Annotated in this window: 34 protein-coding genes; 7 read left to right on the top strand and 27 right to left on the bottom strand. The window is 55.3% G+C overall.

Translation table 11 applies throughout. The annotated features are described in order from the left end of the window. Positions 1–137: 137 nt before the first annotated feature. Positions 138–623 carry a hypothetical protein gene (locus APH34_RS24180; RefSeq protein ID WP_023662269.1) on the bottom strand — a complete coding sequence of 162 codons (486 nt, stop codon included), beginning with the start codon at positions 621–623 and terminating at the stop codon, positions 138–140. A gap of 126 nt (positions 624–749) precedes the next feature. On the opposite strand from APH34_RS24180, the gene APH34_RS24175 reads away from it, so the two are divergent. After that, complete coding sequence (locus APH34_RS24175) at positions 750–1,322, top strand: hypothetical protein (RefSeq protein ID WP_023662270.1); 573 nt, start codon at positions 750–752, stop codon at positions 1,320–1,322. Between the two features lie 94 nt (positions 1,323–1,416). On the opposite strand, the gene APH34_RS24170 is transcribed toward APH34_RS24175, so the two are convergent. From APH34_RS24170 to APH34_RS24125, 9 genes are all read right to left on the bottom strand, one after another. After that, positions 1,417–2,211: a hypothetical protein gene (locus APH34_RS24170; protein WP_054903279.1), complete on the bottom strand. Its 795-nt coding sequence runs from the start codon at positions 2,209–2,211 to the stop codon at positions 1,417–1,419. Between the two features lie 84 nt (positions 2,212–2,295). Continuing rightward, positions 2,296–2,805, bottom strand: a complete 510-nt coding sequence (locus APH34_RS24165) for a hypothetical protein (protein WP_039614965.1) — start codon at positions 2,803–2,805, stop codon at positions 2,296–2,298. Between the two features lie 1,018 nt (positions 2,806–3,823). After that, the gene (locus APH34_RS24155) at positions 3,824–4,006 is read right to left on the bottom strand and encodes a hypothetical protein (RefSeq protein WP_004574530.1); all 183 of its coding nucleotides are present in this window, start codon (positions 4,004–4,006) and stop codon (positions 3,824–3,826) included. 63 nt (positions 4,007–4,069) lie between these two features. Further along, positions 4,070–4,681 carry a hypothetical protein gene (locus APH34_RS30080; RefSeq protein ID WP_232860080.1) on the bottom strand — a complete coding sequence of 204 codons (612 nt, stop codon included), beginning with the start codon at positions 4,679–4,681 and terminating at the stop codon, positions 4,070–4,072. A gap of 163 nt (positions 4,682–4,844) precedes the next feature. After that, positions 4,845–5,333: a hypothetical protein gene (locus APH34_RS24145; protein WP_054903278.1), complete on the bottom strand. Its 489-nt coding sequence runs from the start codon at positions 5,331–5,333 to the stop codon at positions 4,845–4,847. Then, positions 5,330–6,025: an N-6 DNA methylase gene (locus APH34_RS24140; RefSeq protein WP_052261101.1), complete on the bottom strand. Its 696-nt coding sequence runs from the start codon at positions 6,023–6,025 to the stop codon at positions 5,330–5,332. The genes APH34_RS24145 and APH34_RS24140 overlap by 4 nt, the downstream gene beginning before the upstream one ends. 113 nt (positions 6,026–6,138) lie before the next feature. Next, positions 6,139–6,957: a hypothetical protein gene (locus tag APH34_RS24135; protein WP_144000591.1), complete on the bottom strand. Its 819-nt coding sequence runs from the start codon at positions 6,955–6,957 to the stop codon at positions 6,139–6,141. A gap of 149 nt (positions 6,958–7,106) precedes the next feature. Continuing rightward, positions 7,107–7,406, bottom strand: coding sequence for a hypothetical protein (locus tag APH34_RS24130; RefSeq protein WP_004574511.1), 300 nt, complete (start codon positions 7,404–7,406; stop codon positions 7,107–7,109). Positions 7,407–7,419: 13 nt separating this feature from the next. Then, entirely contained in the window at positions 7,420–7,809 is a 390-nt protein-coding gene (locus APH34_RS24125; protein ID WP_004574510.1) for a hypothetical protein, read from the bottom strand. Between the two features lie 215 nt (positions 7,810–8,024). On the opposite strand from APH34_RS24125, the gene APH34_RS24120 reads away from it, so the two are divergent. Beyond that, a complete protein-coding gene (locus tag APH34_RS24120; RefSeq protein WP_039614969.1) occupies positions 8,025–10,274 on the top strand; it encodes an autotransporter domain-containing protein in 2,250 nt (749 codons plus the stop codon). 115 nt (positions 10,275–10,389) lie between these two features. On the opposite strand, the gene APH34_RS29395 is transcribed toward APH34_RS24120, so the two are convergent. Both APH34_RS29395 and APH34_RS29390 read right to left on the bottom strand, forming a co-directional pair. Beyond that, positions 10,390–11,046, bottom strand: coding sequence for a hypothetical protein (locus APH34_RS29395; protein ID WP_039614970.1), 657 nt, complete (start codon positions 11,044–11,046; stop codon positions 10,390–10,392). Positions 11,047–11,073: 27 nt separating this feature from the next. After that, entirely contained in the window at positions 11,074–11,322 is a 249-nt protein-coding gene (locus APH34_RS29390; protein ID WP_128637225.1) for a hypothetical protein, read from the bottom strand. Between the two features lie 175 nt (positions 11,323–11,497). Here APH34_RS29390 and APH34_RS24110 point away from each other — a divergent pair, with 175 nt between their 5' ends. The 4 genes from APH34_RS24110 (at position 11,498) to APH34_RS24095 (ending at position 14,596) form a co-directional block, all read left to right on the top strand. Next, positions 11,498–12,040 carry a M50 family metallopeptidase gene (locus APH34_RS24110; RefSeq protein WP_054903276.1) on the top strand — a complete coding sequence of 181 codons (543 nt, stop codon included), beginning with the start codon at positions 11,498–11,500 and terminating at the stop codon, positions 12,038–12,040. Between the two features lie 59 nt (positions 12,041–12,099). Continuing rightward, the gene (locus APH34_RS24105; protein ID WP_023662085.1) at positions 12,100–12,510 is read left to right on the top strand and encodes a hypothetical protein; all 411 of its coding nucleotides are present in this window, start codon (positions 12,100–12,102) and stop codon (positions 12,508–12,510) included. Between the two features lie 127 nt (positions 12,511–12,637). After that, positions 12,638–13,435 carry a hypothetical protein gene (locus tag APH34_RS24100; RefSeq protein ID WP_023662084.1) on the top strand — a complete coding sequence of 266 codons (798 nt, stop codon included), beginning with the start codon at positions 12,638–12,640 and terminating at the stop codon, positions 13,433–13,435. A gap of 174 nt (positions 13,436–13,609) precedes the next feature. Beyond that, positions 13,610–14,596, top strand: coding sequence for a hypothetical protein (locus tag APH34_RS24095; protein WP_023662083.1), 987 nt, complete (start codon positions 13,610–13,612; stop codon positions 14,594–14,596). Between the two features lie 419 nt (positions 14,597–15,015). Here the strand turns inward: APH34_RS24095 and APH34_RS30435 are convergent, their stop codons facing one another. The 3 genes from APH34_RS30435 to APH34_RS24080 form a co-directional block, all read right to left on the bottom strand. Further along, positions 15,016–15,180, bottom strand: coding sequence for a helix-turn-helix transcriptional regulator (locus APH34_RS30435; RefSeq protein WP_156358121.1), 165 nt, complete (start codon positions 15,178–15,180; stop codon positions 15,016–15,018). Then, on the bottom strand, positions 15,162–15,422 hold the full coding sequence (locus APH34_RS30430; RefSeq protein ID WP_371263325.1) for a helix-turn-helix domain-containing protein: 261 nt from the start codon (positions 15,420–15,422) through the stop codon (positions 15,162–15,164). Before APH34_RS30430 ends, APH34_RS30435 begins: the two co-directional genes overlap by 19 nt. Positions 15,423–15,659: 237 nt before the next feature. Further along, entirely contained in the window at positions 15,660–16,454 is a 795-nt protein-coding gene (locus APH34_RS24080) for a hypothetical protein (protein ID WP_039614972.1), read from the bottom strand. A gap of 392 nt (positions 16,455–16,846) precedes the next feature. On the opposite strand from APH34_RS24080, the gene APH34_RS24075 reads away from it, so the two are divergent. Next, a complete protein-coding gene (locus APH34_RS24075; protein ID WP_023662079.1) occupies positions 16,847–17,329 on the top strand; it encodes a hypothetical protein in 483 nt (160 codons plus the stop codon). Between the two features lie 147 nt (positions 17,330–17,476). Here the strand turns inward: APH34_RS24075 and APH34_RS24070 are convergent, their stop codons facing one another. The 12 genes from APH34_RS24070 to APH34_RS29655 form a co-directional block, all read right to left on the bottom strand. After that, positions 17,477–17,881 carry a hypothetical protein gene (locus APH34_RS24070; protein WP_023662078.1) on the bottom strand — a complete coding sequence of 135 codons (405 nt, stop codon included), beginning with the start codon at positions 17,879–17,881 and terminating at the stop codon, positions 17,477–17,479. 11 nt (positions 17,882–17,892) lie between these two features. Beyond that, positions 17,893–18,492: a hypothetical protein gene (locus APH34_RS29790; protein WP_023662077.1), complete on the bottom strand. Its 600-nt coding sequence runs from the start codon at positions 18,490–18,492 to the stop codon at positions 17,893–17,895. Positions 18,493–18,617: 125 nt separating this feature from the next. Further along, the gene (locus tag APH34_RS24060; RefSeq protein ID WP_144000629.1) at positions 18,618–19,283 is read right to left on the bottom strand and encodes a hypothetical protein; all 666 of its coding nucleotides are present in this window, start codon (positions 19,281–19,283) and stop codon (positions 18,618–18,620) included. A 72-nt stretch (positions 19,284–19,355) separates the two neighbouring features. Beyond that, complete coding sequence (locus tag APH34_RS24055; RefSeq protein WP_023662075.1) at positions 19,356–19,976, bottom strand: hypothetical protein; 621 nt, start codon at positions 19,974–19,976, stop codon at positions 19,356–19,358. Further along, positions 19,977–20,222, bottom strand: coding sequence for a hypothetical protein (locus APH34_RS24050; RefSeq protein ID WP_023662074.1), 246 nt, complete (start codon positions 20,220–20,222; stop codon positions 19,977–19,979). It abuts the gene before it with no gap. 140 nt (positions 20,223–20,362) lie between these two features. Next, a complete protein-coding gene (locus APH34_RS24045) occupies positions 20,363–20,893 on the bottom strand; it encodes a hypothetical protein (RefSeq protein ID WP_023662073.1) in 531 nt (176 codons plus the stop codon). 115 nt (positions 20,894–21,008) lie between these two features. Further along, on the bottom strand, positions 21,009–21,950 hold the full coding sequence (gene lepB / locus APH34_RS24040; RefSeq protein ID WP_023662072.1) for a signal peptidase I: 942 nt from the start codon (positions 21,948–21,950) through the stop codon (positions 21,009–21,011). Next, positions 21,947–22,177 carry a hypothetical protein gene (locus tag APH34_RS24035; protein WP_172688339.1) on the bottom strand — a complete coding sequence of 77 codons (231 nt, stop codon included), beginning with the start codon at positions 22,175–22,177 and terminating at the stop codon, positions 21,947–21,949. The genes lepB and APH34_RS24035 overlap by 4 nt, the downstream gene beginning before the upstream one ends. A gap of 781 nt (positions 22,178–22,958) precedes the next feature. Further along, the gene (locus tag APH34_RS24025; RefSeq protein ID WP_023662069.1) at positions 22,959–23,201 is read right to left on the bottom strand and encodes a hypothetical protein; all 243 of its coding nucleotides are present in this window, start codon (positions 23,199–23,201) and stop codon (positions 22,959–22,961) included. 148 nt (positions 23,202–23,349) lie between these two features. Further along, complete coding sequence (locus tag APH34_RS24020; RefSeq protein ID WP_023662068.1) at positions 23,350–23,598, bottom strand: hypothetical protein; 249 nt, start codon at positions 23,596–23,598, stop codon at positions 23,350–23,352. A gap of 317 nt (positions 23,599–23,915) precedes the next feature. After that, positions 23,916–24,392, bottom strand: a complete 477-nt coding sequence (locus APH34_RS24015; RefSeq protein ID WP_023662067.1) for a hypothetical protein — start codon at positions 24,390–24,392, stop codon at positions 23,916–23,918. Positions 24,393–24,615: 223 nt separating this feature from the next. Beyond that, a complete protein-coding gene (locus tag APH34_RS29655; RefSeq protein ID WP_164842895.1) occupies positions 24,616–24,774 on the bottom strand; it encodes a hypothetical protein in 159 nt (52 codons plus the stop codon). Positions 24,775–24,945: the final 171 nt, after the last annotated feature.

Genomic DNA, 24,945 nt, shown 5'->3' with positions numbered 1-24,945 from the left:
ATTTTGGGCATACCGCAGCATCGCCAAGATAGCGGCGCGAATTCAGTGGTGTCGCGTAGATGTGAAAGCCTACCCGCTCGGAGCTCATTGTGCAGACGAAAAAAACCCGGCAGCGCCGGGTTCGTAGGGTTGACTGCTTACGCTTGCGGCGCCAGCAGAGACTCAAGGTATTTACGATCGCTGGCGACCATCGCATCGACGCCCTGCGAGATGACCGTAGAGAGCGCCTTGCCGGCGATCAGCTGTGAGTTTGCATTACCGTTGAGTTGCTCCTGTGAGCAGCGCTCAAAAGCTTGCAGAATCGACCGGATATTGCTCAACGACAACCGGCCAACGATGGCAGCCAACACCACGGCAACCAGAGAGCCGGTTGCGGCTACCGGTTGAACGACTGCAGGCGCTGCCTCTACTGGTTGAGCCGTGCCTCCTTGGTGAAGCGGGCCGCCACCCCGGGCCGCCTCTGTCATTGCGGACAGGTGGAGCGTGACCATGTGTAAGAGATCGTTATAGCTGTCCCCATCAGGGGATACTTCCTTGTCGTTGAGTTCCTGGTCATACGCATAGACGTCGCTCAGGAGTTTTTCCACTGCTTGCAGAGAGATCTTGGAATCGTTCGGGCACATGAGGGCTCACCAAATGTTGGTTGTTAACTGACCCCAGGAGATGCTGCACACGCCCCTACAAATTCCTTTCTACATGCTTGTGGTGCATCTCCTTGCATCATGAAAAGCCTTTCAAGGAGAGACCCCATGCAATTTCAACCAGCGTTCGAGCAAATGCGTGCCATCGTTGAGGCGGATGACTGCCTTCTTCAGTCATACAAACAAGACTTTTACCAGTATGACCTGGATCACCTCACCAAGACTGGAACGGTCGGCGGTCGTTACGTCTGGGTCATCCGCGAAAACGGCACACACCTGGCGTCGCTCAGCCTGCATCCCAAGCTCACTGAGTTTGTGGAGTGCGCGCTCGACATGAAGGAGGCTTTGCAGGTATTCGAAATCACCCTGCAGAAAGATGGCTCTGCGACAATCAAATCTATCTCCATCGAAAAAGCGCGTGGCTTGTTGCGGCACCAACACTATGAGTTTGAGGGGCGTCACATCAAGCGAGGCGGTCGCCTCATCGCTCTGGTTGACATCGAGACGCTGTACAACCGCGGTCAATACGGCGGCACCGTCAGCTTCACCTTCGATGAGGAGCCGAGCGCTGATGAGAAAACTCATTTCAATCAAATCGCTTTGTGCCTCTTCCAGCAAAAGGCGCATAGCTTGTTTGCGTGTATGGACTCCGTGTCCTATGCCACTCGCAGCTTCGCCTGAGGCATCAACGTAACACCCCACCGCTGGCCATCTAGGTCAGCGGTTTTTTTTGGATAAAAAAACCGGTCACAAGGACCGGTCGATAACGCTTGCTTCAGCGACAAGAGAGCATGGCCATACGGCTAAGCTCCTTGCGTTCACGCAGTTGCTGGTTGTTGTACGGCGCTACCTCGCGAAGGCCGCCCAGGTCATCGAGGCGGACCAGGTAACTTAGGTATTCATCATTGGGATTCGACCAGAGGTGATGTAGCCGCTCGTGGTTCAGCACATGTGCCTTGAACGCCTCTCGACTCATTTCTCCGCGGCCTAGCGCGACCTGCAGTTTCGAGTACGCTAGGTAGTCTGGGCGCCAGCTGAGAGGGATCACGCACAGCGTGTGAAGCACTCCAACCGAGTCAGGCCATACCGAGGGAATAGTCGCCAGTTGTGCCATGTTTAGGCCCGCCTCTTCTGCCGGCGCAACGATGGGCGAAAGTTCAAACCCTCCCACGTCATACCAAGCATGGCCCGTCGCTGAATAGGCAACCTCACTGATCGGTGAGGTTGGTGCACAGCCGTAGACCAGCCAGCTATGAGAACCTGGCCACTGTCGGATGAATCTCACCATCATGGTGCCGCCGGCAACGGGGTTACGCCAGATGCTAGCGCGCAGGTGGTAGTCGATATTGTAAGGAGCAAGGTCCGCAGGTAGATCAGCATCGATGACCGTGTCGAACACCTCAAACCCATTGGCGCCGATGTGTGCCAGGTAACCTGATCCCTCGGCGATATCGAACGCGATGTCGAAGTGAAGCACGCCCACAAGAGCCGTCCCCCCTCCTCCGGTTAAGCGGAACACAATGCGGCCGTGAGGCTTGTAACTGTGGTTGAACTGTACGGTGATGGTCATCTGAACCCCCTCTTCTTGGTCACAGGGGATGCTTTGCAGCGCCCAATAAAAAACCCACCGCAAGCGGTGGGTCAGGTGAAGCGTTTAGGAACTGAGCAGGTAGTCCCCGGCAATGACAGCGTTTGTAGACAGGCCCTGCGAAGGGATTTCAACACGTCTGGTGCCGTCGTCGATCAGATCAGCAAGCGTTGCGGCAAGTTTGCGCACGACAACATCGTTGACCGTTTTGACAGCCACCGAATGGCCCTTGTCCTGGAGCAGGATTTTGAAGCCTGTATCGTCCGAGTTGTGAGTGATCACCAGAAAGCCATGCAGCTTGCTTGTGTTCACATTCACCTGCAGCGCGGGGCGGCGGGCGAGCCGTGAATCATCGTCGCAGTCACGCAACAGGATGAAGTCGGGGTTTGCGCCAGCATCGAGCAGCATCTGCCAGATTGTGCGATCGTTGTCCGGGACGCGAAGCACCTCTACCAGTTCGATCAGGCGCAGAAGCCGGCGCGAGCGAATCGACTCACGATCGATCGGAAGCTTCGACTGGTTGAAACCGTCATTGGTGTCCGCTTGAGCTACGGCTTTTACAGTTTGGGTTTGCATTGCTTGATTCTCCTGATTGGTAGCCAGGTGTTGCGAAGACCTGGTACCTCAGGAATGCGTTACACGCCTGTGTAGAAAAATTTGGCCGTACAAGCTTTGGGGGGCAAAACCTGTCGAGGGTAAATTGCAGGCACAAAAAAAGCCGCCCTGAGAAATGGCGGCTTTTTGTGGCCGAGTGAGTTGAGAGGTCCACTTGGCGCGTACTGAAACGGTCGAACGTGCAAATGGTAGCTGATCGTTATGTAGGGCGCAATCAGTCCCGGGCAACCCTCACTTTCAAAAGAAAACCCGACCTAGATTGGTCGGGTTGGTACTGCGTTCGTAGCTAATCCGGTCTAGACCGACAGGTACTTAACCTCAGTCTCGGACCGCACCAACTCCCGGATCACCGGGTTACTGGAAAGGCCAGTGTTGACCATGTACTGCGCAGTGCTCAGTAGGTAGCGATTTCGCTCTGCAAGGTACTCGCAAGGCTCAAGGCCATTCTCACCGTGACACTGGGACAGATAGCACTGGTAGAAGACGACCTCGCGCAGATCAGGATCGGATTTGAACTTCGGTTTCTCGCCTGAAACTCGCGCCAGGTGAAATCCGGTTGGAATTACGGTAGCCCCATGGGCTGCAGTGTAGGTTTGCAACATAGTCGCCCCCCTGGGCATGAAGGTTCATTGACCGCATTGACGTTTGTGCAAGAGGACTGCCTATGCCGCCACGTAAAGGCTGTGCCAGTAGCGAGCATCCTGAATCGATTCCCGACGCAACCGGCGGTACTCGGCTCTCTGGTGGTGCGGCTCGGTGCGAGCGAAGAAAGAGTTCTCCCTTGCCCTGCTTAGGCAGAAGTTCAGCTTGTTAAGGGCATGAGCTTTCTGACCGGTTCGTTGCTGATTTGGTGTATGCGCCATCGGTATTACTCCCGTGATTGTTTGCCTAGTGCGTAGAGATGGCGCACATCGAACATCACGCACGCGCCAGATTCGGGGCCAAAAAAAACCCGACAAAGTCGGGTTTTGGTGTTGCGTTAAGCGGCTAGGTAGATCATCTCGGCAGGGTGGACGAAGACCTGCAGCTTGCCAGTCAAGCAAGACAGTTCGTACACGTGCTGCGCAGGCCTCCGGCCGGGACCTGGTAGATAACGTTTCCCGACTTCGGTCCAGCCCAGGCGTTTGAGTTCAGCAACCTTCTGCTCCTGGTAGGGTGACATTTAGGATCTCCTCTCCTCGGTCACAGTCGACCAGTTGGTTTGTGCTCGCCAAAGATGCCGAACTCAGCAAGTGTGCTGACGGGCCGAGAGGTCAATCTCTACAGGTTTACTATCAGAGCGAGCGGTCACTATGAAGGTGCACGCCGTGTCTTGCTCACCAGCCGCAATGTCGCTGCGGAAATAGCGGGCAGCAACAGCTTGAGCTGCAGCATGGTGACCACCAACTACCTCAGCATCGACGCTCCAGGTAACCAGGTACTGGTGTTCCTGGTCAGCTTCGGCATCAGTAAGTTTTCCACTCAGACCGAAATGGCTGAGAAGCTCATCAATAGGCTGGCGAGCGGTAACCACCTCGGTGTCTGAATTTCTGATGAAGCCCGAGAACCAGAAGCTGGCTGAGTCAACGTTCAGACAACCACCCTTCAACAGCACCTCGTTCTCCTCTCCGAGCTCGTCCGCCTCCTCAGTACCAGGTGCATACTGATGGAAAGACGCAGTGCTATCGAACTTTTCAACCTTGAAGAGTCCGTTCTCATTGACCAAGCGAGCCAGGTCACTGATGCCTTGCGCTGCAGCCTGATCGATGCTGAAGACAGCAACGTCCGGTGCATCTTCAGCCCCGTTGGTTGCGCGGGTTTCTACGGTGTAGCTCTTTGCGATGTTGGAAGCATTCATAGCGGTACCCTCAGGTGTTGGTCTAGTGATGTGAGATGCATCACAGCCAACATGAAACGGAGCCACCCGACACAACGGCGCTAGCAAGCCTCAGCCCGAGCCATTGACCTCTGAAAGCCGCCCAAAAGAAAACCCCGTCGCAAGGACGGGGTTTGATGGTGGGTTAACGGCGATGAGAGCAGATGCTCTTCAAGGCCCTGTCGACTAGGTCGCCTTCGTAACTCAAGATCACTTCAACATTGGTGCACGAGTACTGGGCTGAGCCCAGAGCACGAGCGGTGATGAGGTAACCATTGGGGTCCACTTGTGAAGCCGCACCAAACAAAACCGCATTATCGACCACGGCGCGGAGAACATCCCCGGCACCATCGTCTTCGGCCCAGCTGGGTGACACCGTGTTGCGAGCTGTGACCTGGTTCCCGCAGACACGAAAGTGCTCATAGCGCCCGGGCGCATTTTGAATCGAGACCGAATCGCAGCCGTAAAACTGACCGACGTAGATGACTGGCCGAGTTGCACCATTGATGCGAGCTACCGAGGACATTTTTGAGGTTGCAACTGACAGAACAGCAGCAGATGCCTCTGAAGCATTTGCCGCATGCGCAAGCCCTAGGAAGGCTACAGCCGCGGCGATCGTGTACCACAGTTTCATGAGGCTACCTCAAGTTTCAGAATTGGGTTTTGACGTGAACGCATAAGCGTCGGTGAGGTCGCGTGCAAGATCCGCTGCTTGGTGTCTGAGGCAGAAAGGGTGTCGCCCTGGAGCACAATTATTTCCCCTACAACCACGCGGTGGACCGCGCAGTTAGCTGCCAGCTGGATCGCAGTCATGCGAGCACAGATGCCGTCGATATCGCACGCATGGAAGAGCCATTGTTGCAGCTCACCAGGCCCCTTTGTTTCGAGCAGGTGATTTGCCTTTGCCAACAGCATAACCCCACTGCCACAGGCCGGATCGGAGCATGCCTTGAGTCCGCCAGCGCGAGGTACGTCGGTATCGCTATCACTCATCCTGACCATCATGGATGCCAAAGACCAGGGGGTGAAGAATTGCCCCAGAATCTGCTTGCCACCATGACTTGCTAGCGCCTCATAAAGCGGCCCAAGGATGTCCTGGAAAGGCTCTGCGTTCGCTACCGCCTGATCGTACAGCGAGATGACCCGCCCTATTTTACCGCGGACATCATCCGGCACGGGATACCAGGGCTGGAAACCCCAGACCTCCATCACCGCTCCGAGGAAGAATCGAAACATCTCCGCCGGTGGGTACCGGTGGCCGTCACACAATGCATCTGCCATTGGTTTTATGGTAGGTGGTACCGAGCGTGCTAGTTTGCTTGCCATGGGCAATCTCCAGAGAGGTTGGTCGTATGCTTCGGGATGAATCACAGCGACCTACAAACCCAGCTGGCGCCCGGGAAAAAAAACCGCTCCGATGAGGGAGCGGTTGTGTAGCGTTAGTGAGTTTCTCCTCCAGGAGCAGCAGCTTCCGGAAGGGAATCACGCGGCACCCATGTCCAGGTTTCGACAAATGCGCCGTCATCACACAGCGTTACCTGAGCACCGTCATTCACCTGCAGATCATCATTGGCGAGGTTGTCCTGCGCCCATGAACGGTAACGGTCCTTCAGTGCGTTCGAGTCCAGTGCTGGCTGATCCGGACTGTCCTGCGCCAGCAATTTCTTTTGAGCGAGCTCGTCGAGCAGTTGTGGAGAGGGAGCGCTTTGCGACAGGCCAAAGTGGATGCCCTGGTAGCCATAGCATTTGATGAACTCATCTGCCGCCATCTTGGCACGCACACTCTCGATGCAGGTGCTGCACAGGCCGTGCCCAACATCCTGATTCCGCCATTGCCGGCCGGTGGTTCGAGCGCCACAGCACGGACACAACAAGCGCACAGGATCATCGAGACTCTCCTCATGCTCTGGCAGGCCGAACTGCGCATACGGGACGTCACGGAGCTCACAGAAGGCTTTCTGATCGCCGTCGGCGTCGTACAGCCCCAGCGTGCACTCATCCCAATCTTCCGGTTCAGCGAGGTTGATCTCGTTCGACAACAGCAGGTAGTTGCCATTGCAGAACTCCTTCCGCAGTGCCATGCGCCCACCACCGGTGTGGAAGACGTCAAATCCATACGCTAGGACGGGGTCAACGACTGCTGTCCCGCAGGGTGAAAAATACGGGTTGCGAATCTCCACATCGTTAAACTGAAAGGCCATGTCCGACGACGAATATGGCCGCTTCCTTTCCTCGCCAGTTGCCAGGATTTCGGTCATTGCCATTTCTTGTGTATCAGCTGCGTTGCTTGCAATTACGTCCATGGTGCTGCGCCTCTTGGGTTAGTCATCTTGATCTGAGATGCAGCACAGTCAGCTGTAACGACAGGCAAAAAAAAGCCGCCCCAGAGGAGCGGCTGTGTAGCGGTTTAGAGCCGAGCAGAGACCTGGTAACCCTTGCCCCCGTCTGCCTTGCTCACGCCTCCTTCAAGCGTGATTGTCACATCGTGCAGCCCAGCATTCATGAACATGTTCGCCACCGTCTCCGCCACCGACTGCATGTCAAATGGCAACACGGTGAACCAAGCTCTTGAGCACTTGCACCAGCGGCACCCGTAGCCACCGAACCAACCGTTCACGCGATTCCCAGGCACCGGGTCCGGCATTTCCAGGATCTTGTTGATGCGGGTGGCGAAGGCCTCCGGGAACTCATGGAGTACTGAAGACATTTATACCTCCTGATCAAGCTGCTTGGAAGGCGTGCTGGCGCTTGCCCAACTCATTGAGCTTGTCCAGCTTCGCGATGAAGCGCTCAGCCGCGGTAGTGCTGGCCAACTCAGAGACCGACGCATAGTGGTTCATACCGCCTGAGTAGTCCTTACGGCCTTCGCAGGTTCGGTACAGCACCCGAAGCACGCTTCCGGATCCGAGATGAACCATCAGATACAGATGATCGCTATGCAGGATCACTTCGCCCATCACCCCATCACCACCTTTGCACGAACGAATGTCGTAGCTGGCTTCTGGGAGCTTCAGGCGACCAGCGATTTCTTTGAGCAACCGCTTACCCGAGCGATGAAGGGTCTCTTTAGTGATGCGTTTTTCGAGCAGCGCTTTAGGGATTTGCAGCATGACGTTTCTCCTGTGGGGATGACGGCCTCTTGCGAAGACCTTGTGACAGGAGATGCACAACACCGGTACGCAAACCGCTGACCCTATGGGAGGAGTATCACTCCAAGGAATAATAACACGTACGTATAAGATACTGGTTGATCTGTTTTGCAATCCGAAAGTATTATCCGGCCATCCAATTGCTATCACCTAACAAGGTCAGGACAAGAAAGCCCATGCAAAACAATGCAACCCCCTTCAAGCCTCGTATTTCCCTACTGGTCGCCTCCATCGCACTGGCCATGAACGCAGGCGCTGCGCATGCCGCTTACGCCGGCATCGACGTGTATGCACCGACGCTGGGCTCCTCCTCGATCACCTACGATCCTCACATCGGTGGGTCGGGTGATGGCTCCACCCTTGTCGCTGCCCAATACGACCCAAGTACCGACACCACCGAGGCCTTCAAGTGGACCTTGCTGGGTGGCAAGCAGTTGCTGGCAAACCTCGGCACCAATGCCGCTGCGTACGCAGCATCGAACGAAGCAGACATCATCGTCGGCAGCTCCGTCGACAGCCTCACGGACAACGAGACCGCCGTGTACTGGGACAGCACCGGCATTCACACACTGGATTTCTTGAACGGTGGCGCCGAGGCCGAAGCCCGTGCTGTATCGGCTGACGGCAGCGTCATCGCGGGTTCCGCCGACGACGGCCTGACCGGCAACCGTTCGGCGGTTACCTGGGATCTGTCGGGCGCGATCACCCAGCTGGGCTACCTGAACGACGGCACCTACAGTTATGCCATGGGCATCTCAGCTGACGGGAAGGTGGTGGTGGGCTACGCCCAAAACGGTGCCGGGAATGGTGATGTCGCCACTCGCTGGGTAGACGGCGGGAGCACTGAGAGTCTTGGCACCCTGGCTGGCGGCACTCAATCCATTGCCCTGGCGGCCAGTGCTGACGGCACCTATATCGTCGGCGCGAGTCAGTCATCGGTCGCATCTGTCGAAGCGATGATTTGGTCCGAATTGTCCGGTATGCAGGGCCTGGGCCTGCTGACCGACGGCACCATGTCGATCGCTGAGGGAGTATCTGCTAACGGCGCTGTAGTCGTCGGTATGGCTGATACCACTGGCAGTGTCTACTCGGGTTTCCGCTGGACCGCAGAGACAGGCATGCAGTCCCTTGTTGAGTGGCTGCAGGACAACGACCCGTCCTACACCCTGCTCGCAAACAATACCCTCAACTCCGCTACCGCTGTGTCCGCGGACGGCAACACCGTTTTCGGCCTGGGCTTCCTGAACGGCCGGTCGCAGCCGTTCGTAGCACGCTCTTACGGCCCGATCTCCGAGCCTGTCGTCACTACACCTCCGGTTACCGACACTTCGACCCCAAGCACCGGTGGTTCATCGAGTACTGGCAGCACTTCCACTGGAAGCTCTAATTCTGGCGCCAGCACTGGCAGTACCGGTACTGGTGCAAATGCCGGCAGCACTGGTGGAACCGATACCGGCGCCAGCGCTGGTGATGCTGGCGCTACCAATCTGCCGACTGGCGTGATTGGTTTGCTGGACCTCGGCGACTCTCTGCAGAACGCGACCCTGTACGCACAAGCCATGCAGAATCAGCTGCAAGGCTTCGTCCAGGACCAACTGACCTGCTCGACCTTCGATACCAATGGCGTCTGCGTCAGCGTCAGCAGCCAGATGACCCATCACTCGGGCACTGTCCAAGGTGACAACGTGTACGGCGGCGTTACCGCGGCATATCGACTGACCCCTGACCTGGTTGCCGGCATCGGCTATCAAGGACCAAGCACTTCGCTCAAGATCAACGACGACCGCGTAGAGGGCGATACCAACACGATTGGTGCTTTCGTCGAGTACGGCAATCGTCTGCGCAAGGGCGTGTTTGCCCGCGGCGCCGTGGCAGTTTCCGAAGGCGATGCCACCATCAAACGCTCCTACAAAACCGGTGCCGGCGACGACGAATCGAAAGGTAAGTCGGATGTCAGCCAGCGTGCGGTTTCGGGCCAGGTCGGCTACGTATTCATCCTGCAGGACAACATCGCTGTGATGCCGTTCCTGGGCGTGGACTACCTCAACACCAAACTGGACTCCTATACCGAGACCAGCGGCTCCTTCCCGGCGCGTTTCGACAAGCGTACTGAGGAGAACATCTACGGCACCGCCGGCCTCAACGCCAGCATGAACCTGGCAAACAAGGCCATTGTTTCGGCCAACATCAAGCACGTTAGCCGCCTGAACAACTCGCAAGACGATCTGACCGGTGATGTGATCGGCGTCTCTCGCTTCGACATGAAGCAGGACACCACCGAGCGCTGGAACGAAGTCGGCGTTGGCCTGCAGGTTGCCGGCCCGTTCAAAGCCTCCCGCGTGGGCGTCACCTACGGTCACCGCTTCGGCAGCGACAAAGCCGTAGCCTCGGACGTCGCAACGCTCTCCCTTTCGATCGGTTTCTGACCGGAATCTGATTCACCATGCGCCCCACTTTCCAGTGGGGCGTTTATATTTGGGCCGCGAGTTTTCGCCAGGCAATAAAAAAGCCACTCCGAAGAGTGGCCGGGTATCGTTAAAGCTAAGCAGTAGGCTGCAGGCTCTGTTGCTCCCACCATGCACGGAAGCTAGCTACGAAAGAACATCCACTGTCTTCAGGTAACGCAAAAACTGCCTTGTTCTGGTGACTGATCTCATGCTCCGGCTCACCATCACGCGAACAGTGATAGAGCTTGAAGGTGTTTCGTGTATCGAGCTGGAAGCAGCACAGTGCTCCGTTCTGCCGCTTGTAGTACACCCGGCAATAGCCAGAGTCCACAGTATGCAGGGCCAGCTGTTCAACGACTTTGACTTCAGCGGGCGGAACCAAACAGTGACGATGCTCAACGAGCAGCGCTCGCAATGCACCCAGATCAATCGAGCGCGTTACGCCATCCGGGAACAAAACGTCACCGTACAGTGCAGCAAGATCGGCAGCCAGGCTATCTTCGACAAAGTGACAATCCACTAGGTCGCAGGCTCGGCTAACTATCCACTCTTGCCTTTCTTTCGGGGTTTCCAGTTCGTCAACATACTCACGCTGATTTGCCATGTCCTCAGCGATTTTCAAGCAAGCCTCGTTCTGACTCGTCGCAAAGACGTTGTCGCTGTAAGTGCCTTCTTCTGCCATCCCCCAGTTCAGAGTCACTGCGTACAGATCAAGCGAGGACTGATTAGCTTTAACTTCATTATTGCTCATGATGCATGTTCCTTTTTCGAATTTAATTTAGCCCGCTAGCTTCATGTCTTGCTGAAGCGCGGATTTGCCTTCATAGAAAGCGTTTAATAGTTCCGGAATATCTTCGAGGAGTGCATGCGGCGTTTCAGAAGCCCCCCATCCGTATCCCCAGGCAGCGTTCTTTGCATCTTGAAATACGTTAGCTGCTAGTTGATTGCTCTCAGGCGATTTCATGAGGAGTACAGCTAATGCCCATTGAGATCGAGCGTAAGCCGCCAGCTGAAAACAGGTATTCATACGTTCACCAGAGTAGTTTCATAACCACCTGTAATGAATTACACGGGCCTGTATAGCCCTAGAGGCAAAATTTGCACTGCACAGTACACACATCAGGTAAATATGCGGCTATAGGCTTGAAGGTTTTGAAGCTTTGCTAAAGAATCACATGCATCATGTTCTAGGAAAGAAAACCATGCTGCCTGACGCACTGGTAACTATCGGGATGTTCGCCATCGCATTTTTCGTCATCTGGCTGATGTTGGTGTTCTTGCTCTTGATCCATGAAGCCGGCCATTTAATACCAATGCAACGCTACGGTATTAAGCCAGACAAACTCATTCTCGGTGGATACAAGCTATTCTCGTTCCGAAAATCAGGAATCATCCATGAAATCGGTTTGATCCCGCTTTGGGCGTATGTGGTCAGCTCCGATTATGAGAAGGCCCCGTCAGACCGCCGAGCGATCATCGCTGCGGGCGGCCCCCTGATCTCCCTGGCCACCGGCCTATTGTTCTTCGGCATTCACTACGTTACGCCAAACTGGCCGACACTCGTGGCGGCCCAAGGCTCGATCCTGCTAGCGGCAACCAACATCATCCCCCTGCCCCCCATGGATGGCTGGACGATCGTCGAGCATTTCTTGAACCGCCGCGGGATCTACTTTGATGACAGAAACAAGCGCCTATTGATGGGTGTTGGCCTGGCCACTATTGTGGCAATAACCCTAGCCCTTTAGAAATATAGATCCCTGCAGTGCATCTCCTGGTGCAAGTTCAACTGACCAGGAGATGTCTCATGACCACCACTACCCTCGACGCTAAACCGCAGCGCCCTGCTCTACGACCCGACTTTTTCGAAGAGGCCTTCAAAAACTACAACGTGCCGGCAAAGCTCCGCACCTTTGCAGAGGCATTCTGCATCCGGTTCAACGTTCGCGGCATCTGTGACCCCGCCTATTGTGCTAATTCGGCAGCCCTGAAACTGAAGATCGGTGATGGCTGCGGGAAATTCGACCACGAGAAAGACGCCGACGAAAACGGCATCCCACTGATTGGCGACCAACTGCTCTTCGCATACAGCAGCTGCATCCAGCAAACAGAGCCAGGCACCACCGCAGCTGTCATCAACAGCATGGTGAAAGCAGCCCTCGCCGGCGCAACCGTCGAGGAGCTCGTGTCACAGCATGCAGCCCCTGCTGCACATTAACCCCACCCAAACCGCCCTTCTCTGAGGGCGGTTTTTTTTCGCTCGGCATTCATGATGGCGGCCTTGCGATACAGGCGGCGTATGTGTTCGTGTATGATCCCCGCGTCATAACCAAAAGGGTCTCAACATGCTCACGAGCCAGCGCCAGCAAGGCGCTTCTTCTTCCGCCCACCTGCCGGCCGTAAGCTCCTCAGCTGTTCGGTGGGTTTCCCAGGTTACTGTCGAGCTGTCGTATTGGCACGGGAACCAGAGGCTCAAGAATCTCGACCAATTCGAATGGCACGGTGACGCGGTGATGGCACCTGCTCTGGCGCACGCTCAAAGCAAATGCGATTTTTACCAGATCGATGCTTCATCGACCCTTGAACTATGGGCGTTTCGTTCCTTGTGGCGGGTTGCAAAAGTTCAAGACAGCACCGACCAGCACTGGTCGTTCGCAGACAGCCTTGACCATGGTGTGTCAAAGCTCCTGGTGAGTCATCACCCAGTCTGGTCATCAAAGCACGGTCGAATTTCAGCTCCCGACACTTGGCCAGGGTTCACCGCCATCTTCAGGAAACTCATTTCAGTCGACGCTAGCCGGTCGATCGACGGGGAAATGAAAAGCCATGTGGGTGCGTCTCTGCGCGTCATCGAGCAAAGCCACGAATCTTTGGCCGTGGCGATTACCGATGGTGGTATCCGTGGCCTGACAATCACTCGTGTTGGGGAGAACCCCCGCAGCCCTGGCTGCGATTTGTTCATGGTGACAGGCACGATCGGGGTGGCCGTGTCCCCCTATCAAGCTGAGTTGGGCCTTGGCCAGCTGGAGGCAGCCGTCCGCGGCTCAGTTGAGGTTGAGGTATCGCTCGTCGAAGGCATCACCGCAAAAGGGCTGCTGGATGCTGGTCAGCGTGCTACGAGCTGGGCGCTCAAAAGCCTGTGATATTTTTAATATTTCATAGTGCGTATGCGTACGCGTTTTGTATTATTGCCGCGCCGGATGGATGATAGATCCTGTCCGGATGGCTGGTGTCGGCAGTGTCCTGGGTTATGCGCAGGTGTCAGTCATCTCTGTTAGCAAGTTCAACGATCTCTGACCTTTCAGGAGTGCTACCTCATGACCGAAGCCATCGAAAACAGCAGCACCGAACACCAGCTTGACCTTGATTTCCGCATGATCATCTCCACGGGCAACATCAAGAAGGCAATGGAAAAAGGTGATGGAAAACAGAGGTTTACTGCGGGAGACCTGTGGAATGTGGCCCCTAGCACCATCAAGGTCATCCCGGGTTACAACGTCAGGGAGCGCAATGCTGCCTACCTGGCCAACGTTCAAAAGCTGAAGCAATCCATCAAAGACAATGGCTTCAAGAAAGACTCTGCTCTGTCGGTCATCATCAGGCGTGATGAAAATGGCGAGCAGTCGATCTGTTTGAAACGTGGTCATCAGCGCCTGGAGGCCACGATGGAGGCGATCGCTGAGGGCGAGAGCATTCCAACCGTTCCTTGCATCATCGCTGCAGATGATTGTTCTGAAGAGGACATGACCGCTGACCTGGTCATTAGTAACAACGGAACGCCGCTGAGCCCATATGCGACGGCTGTCGTTTGCAAGCGCATGACACGCTTTCATCCCGATGACCACGCCGCGATCGCCAGGAAGCTGAATCTTTGGCCGGCCCAAGTTTCGGACTACCTTCTGATGATCAACGGCCCCATCGAGATCAGGAACTATGTCCGCGATGAAGTTGTATCGTTCACACTGGCTGTTCAAATTCTTCAGGAGCACGGGCCGAAAGCTCTGCAAGTGATCGAGCAAGGCCTCGCCCGCTCCGCTGCTGCAGGCGGTAAAACTGAAAAGCTCATGCCACGCTTTGTTCCGGGCAAGGTCATCAAGAAGGCAGTCACAAACGCTGCTCCAACAATGAGAACGGCTATTCAAGACATTCGTCAGGACAGTGGTTTTCAGCACCTGACGCTGGAAAATCAGCAAAAGCTGGATGCGATTCTGGAGCAATTTCGACTGGCCGAAGAAGAAGAAGAGAAACTGAACGTGAACCCGTCCACCGAGCAACAGCTCAACCTCAATACAACTGAGGAATAACCATGCCTTCCGGGCAGCCCCTACACGCGAGGTAGGGGCTTTTTTTTGCCTACCGGAAAATAGCCACAAGCTTGGACCACCAGGTAGTGTGCACCTCATGCCTCTTCACTTCTCCCCTTGATACCCACTCAAGCTGCACCGAGCCTGTTGAGCCTGTGCACATGAACGCGAACCTGGTGAACGACGCACAGGCCGCACAGGCAGCAAGACCAGTCAGCGCGAAGCGATCTCCCGACTGAGGCTTGACCTCCCCCCGCACCAGATCCCCGGCCAAGCTACGCCGGCATTGGGCACAATCCACTGCAAAGCGGGCAAGCTCAGTGCCATCTGAAAATACGATCGGCAGGCTGTGATGCAACGGCATGACTTGCCTCCACTGAGCAACTGCGTCCCCTACAGGGTCATTGCCATCTAAACGCTCACTGCTCTCCACTGACCCACCCCTTGCTGACTGCGTTCACGTACACCTTGACCCATCCTGGTACAGGCCGCTGCCCTCTCTCCCAATAGCCCACAGCGGCATAGGCCCAGCCCAGGGCATTGGCTAGCTGTGCCTGAGACCAACCTAGAACCTCGACTCTGATGCGCCTGACATCTGCGCCGGTGAGGGTCGGTCACACGCGGGCAATTGGCCCTCAACAGCAGCGCGATAGAGTGATCGAGCTGCAGCTGGCATTTCGGCCCCCTTCTCCCACTTCGATATCAGCCCGGGCGAGACGGATAGCATCATGGCTATAGCTTTCTGTGTCAGGCCCGCCGAATGGCGTTGGCGTGCAAGCTCACTCTGCACGGTCGGGGGGAGTTGGATATCGTGCTCCCTGGCCATGTCGTCGCGGTAGCATTGCGCTGCGTGTTTTGCCCGGGAACGACCGTGGTAGGCCAAGTCGCGAAAATGGCGATCGGCGACAAACTTTCCAGCCTTCATCAACCGCACACGCCAGCCCGCGTCCGAAGGTTTGGACGGTCGATTGTCACGAGTAATGCCCTGCATCTCAGTGTCCGAAATGCGCCTAGTTGTAGAGGTGGAGGTGGCAGGCTGCAGGCTTGGGATATCCATAGGACTTCAGTCCGTCGCGAAATCGGACTGATCTGGGTCCGGACCATCATCTCGGTCGAGGAGTAGTCCACTGCCGGAAAGCAAACCACCGCCCAGAACCAGAGCTGAGTTAAGCCCCAGCGCCGGAACCCCATCAGAATCTCCAGCATCAGCGTTGGCGCCCTTGGGCCTAGGCTTCACCGGCATAGGGATACTCGCGGGAGACGAAGGTGCAGGGGCCTGGAGTATCATGGGCTCCGCAGGGCGCCGTTGAGGAACTGGCTTCGGAAGTGGGTTACCCCGCTCCGGCATAAGCAGCGGCACGTCATCATCCAGGTTGAGTGTGACCTCGCTCGCCTGCGCTCTCTCCAGGCTGCTGAAGAACTCGTCAGACTTGGCCATTAATTTGCTGAACTGCTTGTCTGACATGGGCTCCTTGCGGCGTAACCCGCCCATGTTGCGGATGGTGTCAGTGGTGATGGCGTACAGGGCGTCTTTGAGTTCGGTCCGCATCTGGTGCGTCATGAACTCACACTTCAAGGAGAGTACTTGCTCCGCCCTTCCGACCTGGGTCGCCAGCTTCTCAAGAGCCTGCAGTTGGCGCTCGATCCGCAACTCAGCCGCTTGTGCCGTGGTTCGAGACCGATTGAACCAGTACCAGGCACCAAGGAGGGCAAGGCCAGCCGCCGATGCAACCAGGTACGTTGGCAGTTGGCTTGCGGGAGGGGCTGGCACGAGATTGAAACTGAACGAGTCAGCTGAGACCAGGGGCAGCGCTACTGCCCCTGACAGTGACAAAAGCAATTGACGTTTAGCAGTCATTTCAGGCTCCAGCGCAGACAGCATCACTTTGCGTTAGGGATACAGAACGCGTACACGTACGTAGATAGTATCTCTTGGCGCCTTGTTGTGACACTGAAATATTGGGGAGGCTGAACGGAGGCATAATTCAGCGCAGGCCAAACCGGCCTGAGCCGCACTGAATCGGAGCCCCCTCAACGGAGCCACCGTCGATGAGCGGTTTCCCACATAAGCGGGGGGAGAGTTCGATCGCTACGCTGCAGCTTTGCAGCAAATAATTCAATTGCACAATCAGTTGGTTCTAAACCAGACCGTTGCCAGCAATCATTGTTTGTTTAAACGAGATAATGGCATAATGACTCCCTGGATTCTATTCCGATGATTTCAATATTCAATCATGAGGTGAGAGTATCATGCGTTCGGTTACTTCGTTTTTTTGTATTTTCATTGCAGCCTTTGCGCTGACTGGGTGTAAGGAAAGTCGTGAAGATAAAATTGACCGCCTATTTCCGGCCGAGAAACGCATCCAGAGCGGAACAGAGCAGTTGTATAAAGTCTATGCTGTTAGCTACCCTCACATTGCTCCTCTTGAAGCCAAGGCTGTCATTGAGGAAAGTTTTAGGGCCAATGAGACCTTGAATAGAGAGCTAGTGCAAAAGCAATGGAGTGAATTGAACTGGTCAGATGAAGAGCTAGAGGTAGTAGCGCGAATGATTCAAAATCCTGCTAATGCCGTATCGATTGCAGGAAGCGAAGATAACGCAAGGCGTATATCTATAAAAATTTACGAAACACAACAACAAACCTATACGCCCGAGGTCAAAGCTAAAGTTTCCGAACTTAATGAGAAAGTTGATGAAAAACTTCGCGCTTTAGAGGCCAAAGCTAACAGTTGATCATTGCTGCGGCGTTCCGAAATGCATAAAAGAAAACGCCCTGGCCTCGCTGTGGCAGGGGCGTTGGCTATGTTCGGACGGCGCCGCTTCTGGAATCCTGTAGCCCCAACTGGCCGAAAGGCTGAGAATCACGCCTCGACGATTGCACTACATCTGATCGAGCTTAAATGACTCGGCGCCGGCAACCAGATCATTGCCTAGGTTGGCTAGAATCGTATCCCCAGAAACCGCTACCCCGTGCCCGCGGACGCCGCCTGTGCTGACCCAATACACCTTCCCCGTACCGGCTTCTACAACACGCTTGTGAAGCTGAACCGAGTAGCTGAAAAGACGCTCCCCCGGCTGATAGTCGGCCGTCTCCAGGTAAGCGTAGATCTTGTAGCCGCCATCCAGCTTCACAACCTGCTTTGGCAGGTGAGATGAAATCGTCTCCTTGATCAGATCCTGGGAGATCTCAGCGGCATGTGCAGAAAGCACGAGCTCGACAGCAGAGGCACTACTAGAGCCGAAGACCATAATTGCGAGGAGGGCCAGTTTTGTCAGTTTGATCATGGGAGGATTACTCAAGCGGGGTCATTTTCAGTTGGTAAGTGAGTGCTGCAGGCCGGTGCAGAAATGGTCTCCCCGCGTAGATGCAGCATCATTGCGTAGATAGCGACATCAAGGGGATCTCCTTTTGCGACGTGCTCGCGCAGCTCCGTTGAAAGGAAATCAGCAGTGCATGTGGTCTCGTCATTCCAGCCAGACCGCCCTTTTGCCCGGTTTCGGGCCATCTTCACTTTCATGTTGAGTGCGATAGCGTCGACGGCCGCATCATCAAGCACAGCCTCGCCGAACTGGCTCGGTGAGTTGTAGGTACGAACAACAAGCGCCGTTTGTTCTTGAGCCTGCACTCTGACCTGGACCTCACCGACCGCCTCCAAAGCAGCGTGCACGCCGCCGGGGTTCTCTCGGTGAGCGACCCGGAGTGCCTCCAACCAGATCTGTTCGGTTGGCATGTCGCTGCCGGCTCCCATGGGGGCAGAGGCCTGGTTCTTCGCGTTGGCCAGCCACAAGATCGTGTTACAAGCAGGACAAGGGATTGACTCGTTGTAGCTGGGAATGCTGCCTTGACTCGCCATGAAGCCGAATCCTTCACAATGAAGGGTCCCGCTGATCATCATGCAGCCCCCAGTCGCATCCTGTGGCGAGGCCCCTGCCAGCTGGGTAGCGCTGCCCGCTGGACGCGCACCTGAGTCGAGGTGCGCACTCGAATTCTCTACTTGCACAAATCCACCTGAATCACTGATCAAAGGAACACAGAAGTGCCAGCCTCAGAGGGCTTTGCCTGTGCTGGTTGCGGTGTCGTCGTTTTGCCTGGCGCCAAAGCAAATGAAGACAGCAGCACAGCCGCATCCTGCTTCGCTTGATCGATCACTGCGGGATTGACTCTCTTCCAGTAGCAGTAGGCCGATCGAGAGTTCTCGTGCATGGCCAGGTCACGCTTGCGCATCAGGTGCTCGATCTCCGAGACCACCCAGTGACCAGCGCCAAACGCGTGGTCTCTCCCCGCAATCCAGTACTGCGCATCAGTGATCTTGAAGAGCATCTCAAAGACGGCCAGCGCAGCGACGGCCACAGGATCTGTGCTGCACTTGAGATGAGCCATGATAGGGCCAAGGGTGCGTATGTGAGCTAGACGAAGAGATTGAGCCCAAGAAACAGAGCGAGGGTGCCCCGCCAACTGGGGCAAGCTCATCTGATAGAAGCCTTTGGCTTGCGGCGCAACGAGTTCGCGGATATGGGCGCTGCATTCCCCACAGATCGTGCTACTGGCGTAGAGGCGATCCTGCCTGCGCCCGCCCATCCCTGGCGAGGTGAAGCTGAACAGATCAAGGTGCCCACAAAGGCACTTGGTTGGAGCGGTAATGTGAGCCCCCATGGACACCTCCAGAATACACACCAGTAAACGCATTCAGAATCTTAATGAAGCATAACACGTATGTATATTTTAAAGGCGCAATCGTCCTCACATTTTTCGCTATTCCTATGCGGCCGGCAGCAGCGATAGGATCAGGGGACCTAACTCGTTGGCGGTGTAAGAGCCAGAGATAGCCATCTTGACTCGAAACGGGATGGGTTTTCGTCCTTTTCGGATAGAGGTGAAATCCTCCAGGGATAGGCCTATCCGGGACGCTTGCTCAGTTTCACTGAGGCCTGAGATCTCTGCCAGACCATCAAAGAAGGCGCTGACCAAATCTGGTGATCCGCCAGCATCCAGACGATCGAAGAATCCGTAGAGCAAAGTCTCACGGACCACCTGCGACTGCTGATTGGCCGCCTCAACCGCCTCTCGAATTGGTTCAGGCAATGCAGCGAGCAGAGTCGACAGGGTCACCTCTACCCCCATCGCACCGAGCGTGCGTATGCGCGCCGGGGGCGGCAACGGACGCATGTTCACTCGGCATTGGCGGATCATGGAGATGCTGATGCCAATCTCCTTGCTAAGCCGAGTATCCGCCCAGCCCTGCTCCTCGCGGAACCGGTCCATCAGCTGGGCCCAGGCGACACTGCTCAATCCGGTGTCTGCAGATTCAAAAAAGAGATTTCGAGAGCTCAGGTCGGCTGGCACCTCGGGATTGCCGTCCCCGGCATGAATGTCGAACATCTATTTGCTTCCATCAACTTCTGCCGCACCCTGCTCGTCCTGCTCCATGTGAGCTGCGACGCAGGCGCGGATCATGAGGTAGAGGGCTCCGCCGACAAGGCAGAGAAAAACCCCCTTGAAAATGAGGACCGGGGAAATCTTCACCAGGCCAGCGCCAACAGCCATGGTGGCCAGCAAGCCCATGACGACAACGCAGAGAGCAACAACGACGCGGGTGATCAGAGAGTGTGAAGGACGGGTATCCATGACAAGCGCCTTATCGATACGTAACGTGTACTGATAATACTGGATGACTATAGATCAGCACAATGTCGTGTTTGGAAAGACAGAGGCTAATAATCAGCAGGCAAAAAAACCCGGGCACTTGGCCCGGGCGTGTAGCAGGTTTACAAGCCGGGCACCCCAAGCGGGATGATTGGCGAGGTAACGTTCTGCAGTCCGAATCCGTTCATTTCGACGCTTACCGATGCGGTCTTGACGCGAATCGCACCCAAGATTCCGACATTGGAATTGTGGACGATGCGCTCCTGGGCAGTCTGCGTTACTGCGACAGGTTCGAAATCCGCCCCCATGTCATTGGCCAGCAGTTTGTTGATGCGTGCAGCCATTTCAGCTGCAGCTTCGTCGGCAAGACTTTCAGCCGAAGCGGAGTCGAAACAGATACCGATCACCTCGGCATCCGCGCCAGACTCATCATCGTCCTGGGACAACACAACGTGAGCAGTGGCCTTCAGCTCGCTGGAGCTGACCAACTGGGCGATGACTGTCGATCGATACGCTTGCTCAAGCTCTGCGAGTTCGGCATCGCGTACTGTTCCAACAGGATACGAGCCCACCTGCTGTACCAGGTTGCCGAGGGAATCGACCGGTGCAGCTGCTAGTTGAGCGTACTTGATGGCTGTTTCATGAAAGTTCATGCGTTTCTCTCCTGAATGATGGGTGCAAGGCCTTGCGTTGCCTTACAGAGGAGGTATGAGAAACACGGACTTGTATTGGATCGGCACTCCATGGCGGCATCCTTTTGGTGGCCACTCATCGTGAGAGCCGGCTGAACTGGAAACTGCCGTTATCGATATTTATATCGAAAATGGCCCGACCTATAATTTCCTTGTCTGTTACGAACCCCCAATAGCGACTATCCAGGCTATTGGAGCGATTGTCACCCAGCACAAAATAAGAGCCTTTTGGTACAACACATGAAATCCCTGAAACATTCCTCACGCAGCCTGGGATGGCAGGGAAGTCTGTATTCACACCAAAATCACTGCTGCCATTGTCCTGCAGAGTATCAATTTGCAAGCCTTGAATTCGCTCCAACGTATAGGTGGCGTGCTTAAGCTTTCCGCTGGCTTCATCTTCGTAATCATATGGCATTTCCATTTCGCGCACCGCCGGGGCACCATTGATAGACAACTCACCACTTTGATAAGTGATATTGTCGCCCGGGACGCCGACCACTCGCTTAATGTAAGGCTTAGCCGGGTCAAGAGGAAAACGGAATACCAGAACATCACCAAACTTCGGCGCCCCCCCATGCGAGATCGGTTTTGAAACGAAAGGCAACCTCACACCATAACTGAACTTGTCTACGACAACCACGCTGCCTACTTCTAGAGTAGGACGCATTGAGGAGGACGGAACAAGATAGGGTTCTGCTACGAAGGATCGGAATAAGAGCAGGAACACGGCAACCGGGGTCAGCTCCACCATGTAGCCCATAATGCCTTGCGTATAGTGCTGCTGACCCTTAGCTGCTCGATACCGTTCATAGCCCCAGAAAGGCACTCCGATGATCGCAGCAGCGGCGAGCAAGGTAGCAACATCCAGAAAGGTGCACAGCAAGATGTATGGACCAAGGACAGCGGCCCCACACCCTAAAGAGTACATCCAGGCAGGCCCGTGTAACCGGTACCTCTTGCTGCAAAGCACTGGAGCAGCCGCAGTTAAACCAAGCCCAACCCAAAACAGGCTCATAGATACTTACCTGATTTTCTGTTGTAGCCATAGATAGCGATACGGACAACGAACAGCAGAAAGAATATACCACCCAAACCCCAGCCAGAAGCCTTGACCCACAGGCCGTAACTATGGGGAATGGAAACTTCTAGCTCTTCCAAAAGGAATTCAATCAAAGATCCAAGAGCCCAGAGGAGCGCTGCAAATACCCAACCATTCAAAAGCAGCTGTACATTATACTTCACGCCTTTAGACCGGCTCTGTGTCGCTAGCATAGTTACTCCGCGGCAATAAACGACCACCCTGCCCGGCTTAGCGCGCATCGGTGTCCGTTCAACGGCTTGATCAACAATGTGGATTCAAGTGACGCAGCTAAGCACCCGAAGTGATAGCTGTAATATAGAGAAAGCTTTTCCAAATCTTCTCGTAAGCCCCGGCAATACGCTTCGTAATGGCGACTACCCAGCACAGGCTCTATATTCTCGTATTGAAGAGGAAACGGCTTAAGGGTAAGAAGCGCGAGTCGACACTTCGACGTCAGCCAGACGCAGGCAGCGTCTACTATATTTTGGCTTAGTTGTGATGACCTGAATTCATCCCTCACTTCAAGTCTTCTAATGAAAAGTACGCTGCCAGCTTCGAGCACAGCAGAGAAGTCATTCCGGCAGGTCCAGACCAGCTCCTGCACAGCCTTCTGGAGAGCCTCACTTACCAGGTCGCAAGCATCAGCCAAGGAATATCGCTTTCCATCGCCGCTGGACAACAGAACCGCGTCCAGGACAGCGACTGGCACAGCCTCTGACTGTAACCGAAGCCAGGCTGTAACCAGTCGCCCTTCACATACCGCAAAGCCATCAAACACATCCCCTGAAAGGCTCAGCTCTACGGAGTAGTCACCTGCGAGCTCCATGCGCTCAACCAGGCCGCGATGCATTGGAATTTCGCTGTAGAAGCCGGTATCTATTCGGCTCCGCACATGCGGACGACACCGCGACACTTGCGTTAGGCCGGCAGGCATGATGCAGCTCAGCGCAGCCCGGTACCAACACGGCCCTGCGCACTGGCCTTGGCCTTTTTACGATCGGCCACTTTCAGCAGCTGCACGAAGAGCACAACCATGACCAGAATCGCGATCAGCATAAACGCGGGTGTGGGACTGATGTGACCAATCTTCGCCCACACGAATACGAAGGCTGCCAGGGCCAAAGCCGCCGGCAACTGACCAACAATGTTCAAAGTCCGCATGGCCCAGAATTGAATTTTCGGCATTACAAGCTCCTCAGAATGATTGATAACACGTACGCATAATACTAGAAGATTTGCACGCCTGCCAGCCATGCGATGTCATGATAGCGCCACAAAAAAGGCCTCTGTCCACAGGGATGGACAGAGGCCTTGATCTACGGCCGGGAGAGCCTCACAGCGGGTAGAAAATCGAGTAGATACACACCGCCAATGCAGCCGCGCAAAGCGCCGAGCACAGCCAGATCAGAATTTTTACGTCGCGCAGCGAGCGATCGGTAAAGCCTTGCATTGCCTGGATCTGCTCAGGCCCGGAGGCATTTTTCACGGTGAAAAGGGCTTTGCGGCGCTTGATCGCGATCGAAATGATCACAGCCAGCACCACGACAGCGATACGAGCAAGCATGTCAGGAGTGATAGTCATTGCGTTTCCTCAGGTTGGATTTAATACAGAACAGGTAGAGCGAGTGAGTCAGCGAGAAACGGCGTCAAGGTTGCCGATTCCCTTGTTCACGCATGGTCTTAATGGCTGCGAGCACTGGATCCCTGGGGCTAGCATCTTGCCCCTCACAATGGGTATGGCGCTCACCTGGTTTGATCAAGCAGTAACGCCCTAACGGCTTGGAGACTGCTGCCCCGAAGTGAGGCTGGGCCACCGGCTTGAACATGATCAGGCCAGCAGCAGCGCTTACCGTGGCAAAGGCGGCAAGAGCAGTACGCCAGGAGCGGAGACGCCTTGGATTACGCACCAGCGGCAAACTCCAAACCGGTCGAAAGGCTGATCATCTGAACTGCGAGATCTGGGTTGATCAGTCCTTTCGACGCGAGCCCCCTGACCTGGCCAGAGAAAAACTGTACGAAGAAACGTTGGGAAGCGTGCTCGCTCTGTACAGAGTCGCCATGCTCCTTCACCTGGTTTCGTCTCTCGATGGCAGCGGCAGCAGAAGTGGCAATAGCGTTGGCCAGCTCTGCGGCCACCGCTTCACCACGGGGCGGCAGCCTGGTCACATCCAGCTGAGCAAGGACCTCATGTGAGAGATGCAAGCTCGCAAGGCCGTCACCATACCAACCGTCATAAACTGTCACCCCGTGCTCATCGGTAGTGAGCACGGTAAAAAAGCGGGAGAGTCGGTGGGTTTCATCGTCGCCGACAGCAAGCATGGGCGGGTTGGCTACCTCGTAGCCGGCGCCGACCTCGAATTCGTGGGAGTTGGCCAATTTGAACGCTCCTATCGGTTCCAAAAATGGGCGCCATCAATAATACATAACGCGTACGCATACGGCGATAGAGATCAATGTAAATCTACACGTTTCCCTAGGAGTAGGTGACAGGGTTCAGGAGGCCCACGCCGGGTCCCGGAAATCGAACCCAAAAAAAGACCCACCATCAAGGATGGTGGGTCGGATTTAGCGTTTCTTTATAGGTGGCTCTGCTGAGCGTTTATTTGGATTGCAGCGGCTTGCTGTTTTGGTTTGCACCGTATTTTACGCGTCTGAACTCACCTTTAATGGCAGCAACAGCTCCCATCAAGGGCGCGAAAAAGATGCGCGGTGCTTGCCTTGCAGCGTTAGCAAACTCAGACCCAAATGTCGAATTCATTCAGCAAACTCCCTGACGGCACGATATGCGCCAATGCAGATAAATATAAAGAAGAGACTCGCATCAGCCAAAACCAAGGCTTGTTCGAGTAGCGTCAGTATATCCAGCGTGAACTTGCTAATACCGAAATCAGCAAGGTAGTGGACTAAATGGTTGAGCAGAACTGCTGGC

Source organism: Pseudomonas sp. NBRC 111131 (assembly GCF_001320525.1).
Lineage (GTDB): Bacteria > Pseudomonadota > Gammaproteobacteria > Pseudomonadales > Pseudomonadaceae > Aquipseudomonas > Aquipseudomonas ceruminis.
Note: the sequence above shows the minus strand (reverse complement) of the source record. Positions and strands in the feature narration are given on the sequence as shown.

Excerpts from the sequence above, each read along its gene's own strand:
- APH34_RS24180 (WP_023662269.1), bottom strand. The coding sequence starts at position 623 with ATGTGCCCGAACGATTCCAAGATCTCTCTGCAAGCAGTGGAAAAACTC.
- APH34_RS24175 (WP_023662270.1), top strand. The coding sequence starts at position 750 with ATGCAATTTCAACCAGCGTTCGAGCAAATGCGTGCCATCGTTGAGGCG.
- APH34_RS24170 (WP_054903279.1), bottom strand. The coding sequence starts at position 2,211 with ATGACCATCACCGTACAGTTCAACCACAGTTACAAGCCTCACGGCCGC.
- APH34_RS24165 (WP_039614965.1), bottom strand. The coding sequence starts at position 2,805 with ATGCAAACCCAAACTGTAAAAGCCGTAGCTCAAGCGGACACCAATGAC.
- APH34_RS24155 (WP_004574530.1), bottom strand. The coding sequence starts at position 4,006 with ATGTCACCCTACCAGGAGCAGAAGGTTGCTGAACTCAAACGCCTGGGC.
- APH34_RS30080 (WP_232860080.1), bottom strand. The coding sequence starts at position 4,681 with ATGAATGCTTCCAACATCGCAAAGAGCTACACCGTAGAAACCCGCGCA.
- APH34_RS24145 (WP_054903278.1), bottom strand. The coding sequence starts at position 5,333 with ATGAAACTGTGGTACACGATCGCCGCGGCTGTAGCCTTCCTAGGGCTT.
- APH34_RS24140 (WP_052261101.1), bottom strand. The coding sequence starts at position 6,025 with ATGGCAAGCAAACTAGCACGCTCGGTACCACCTACCATAAAACCAATG.
- APH34_RS24135 (WP_144000591.1), bottom strand. The coding sequence starts at position 6,957 with ATGACCGAAATCCTGGCAACTGGCGAGGAAAGGAAGCGGCCATATTCG.
- APH34_RS24130 (WP_004574511.1), bottom strand. The coding sequence starts at position 7,406 with ATGTCTTCAGTACTCCATGAGTTCCCGGAGGCCTTCGCCACCCGCATC.
- APH34_RS24125 (WP_004574510.1), bottom strand. The coding sequence starts at position 7,809 with ATGCTGCAAATCCCTAAAGCGCTGCTCGAAAAACGCATCACTAAAGAG.
- APH34_RS24120 (WP_039614969.1), top strand. The coding sequence starts at position 8,025 with ATGCAAAACAATGCAACCCCCTTCAAGCCTCGTATTTCCCTACTGGTC.
- APH34_RS29395 (WP_039614970.1), bottom strand. The coding sequence starts at position 11,046 with ATGAGCAATAATGAAGTTAAAGCTAATCAGTCCTCGCTTGATCTGTAC.
- APH34_RS29390 (WP_128637225.1), bottom strand. The coding sequence starts at position 11,322 with ATGAATACCTGTTTTCAGCTGGCGGCTTACGCTCGATCTCAATGGGCA.
- APH34_RS24110 (WP_054903276.1), top strand. The coding sequence starts at position 11,498 with ATGCTGCCTGACGCACTGGTAACTATCGGGATGTTCGCCATCGCATTT.
- APH34_RS24105 (WP_023662085.1), top strand. The coding sequence starts at position 12,100 with ATGACCACCACTACCCTCGACGCTAAACCGCAGCGCCCTGCTCTACGA.
- APH34_RS24100 (WP_023662084.1), top strand. The coding sequence starts at position 12,638 with ATGCTCACGAGCCAGCGCCAGCAAGGCGCTTCTTCTTCCGCCCACCTG.
- APH34_RS24095 (WP_023662083.1), top strand. The coding sequence starts at position 13,610 with ATGACCGAAGCCATCGAAAACAGCAGCACCGAACACCAGCTTGACCTT.
- APH34_RS30430 (WP_371263325.1), bottom strand. The coding sequence starts at position 15,422 with ATGGCCAGGGAGCACGATATCCAACTCCCCCCGACCGTGCAGAGTGAG.
- APH34_RS24080 (WP_039614972.1), bottom strand. The coding sequence starts at position 16,454 with ATGACTGCTAAACGTCAATTGCTTTTGTCACTGTCAGGGGCAGTAGCG.
- APH34_RS24075 (WP_023662079.1), top strand. The coding sequence starts at position 16,847 with ATGCGTTCGGTTACTTCGTTTTTTTGTATTTTCATTGCAGCCTTTGCG.
- APH34_RS24070 (WP_023662078.1), bottom strand. The coding sequence starts at position 17,881 with ATGATCAAACTGACAAAACTGGCCCTCCTCGCAATTATGGTCTTCGGC.
- APH34_RS29790 (WP_023662077.1), bottom strand. The coding sequence starts at position 18,492 with ATGATGATCAGCGGGACCCTTCATTGTGAAGGATTCGGCTTCATGGCG.
- APH34_RS24060 (WP_144000629.1), bottom strand. The coding sequence starts at position 19,283 with ATGCGTTTACTGGTGTGTATTCTGGAGGTGTCCATGGGGGCTCACATT.
- APH34_RS24055 (WP_023662075.1), bottom strand. The coding sequence starts at position 19,976 with ATGTTCGACATTCATGCCGGGGACGGCAATCCCGAGGTGCCAGCCGAC.
- APH34_RS24050 (WP_023662074.1), bottom strand. The coding sequence starts at position 20,222 with ATGGATACCCGTCCTTCACACTCTCTGATCACCCGCGTCGTTGTTGCT.
- APH34_RS24045 (WP_023662073.1), bottom strand. The coding sequence starts at position 20,893 with ATGAACTTTCATGAAACAGCCATCAAGTACGCTCAACTAGCAGCTGCA.
- lepB (WP_023662072.1), bottom strand. The coding sequence starts at position 21,950 with ATGAGCCTGTTTTGGGTTGGGCTTGGTTTAACTGCGGCTGCTCCAGTG.
- APH34_RS24025 (WP_023662069.1), bottom strand. The coding sequence starts at position 23,201 with ATGCCGAAAATTCAATTCTGGGCCATGCGGACTTTGAACATTGTTGGT.
- APH34_RS24020 (WP_023662068.1), bottom strand. The coding sequence starts at position 23,598 with ATGACTATCACTCCTGACATGCTTGCTCGTATCGCTGTCGTGGTGCTG.
- APH34_RS29655 (WP_164842895.1), bottom strand. The coding sequence starts at position 24,774 with ATGAATTCGACATTTGGGTCTGAGTTTGCTAACGCTGCAAGGCAAGCA.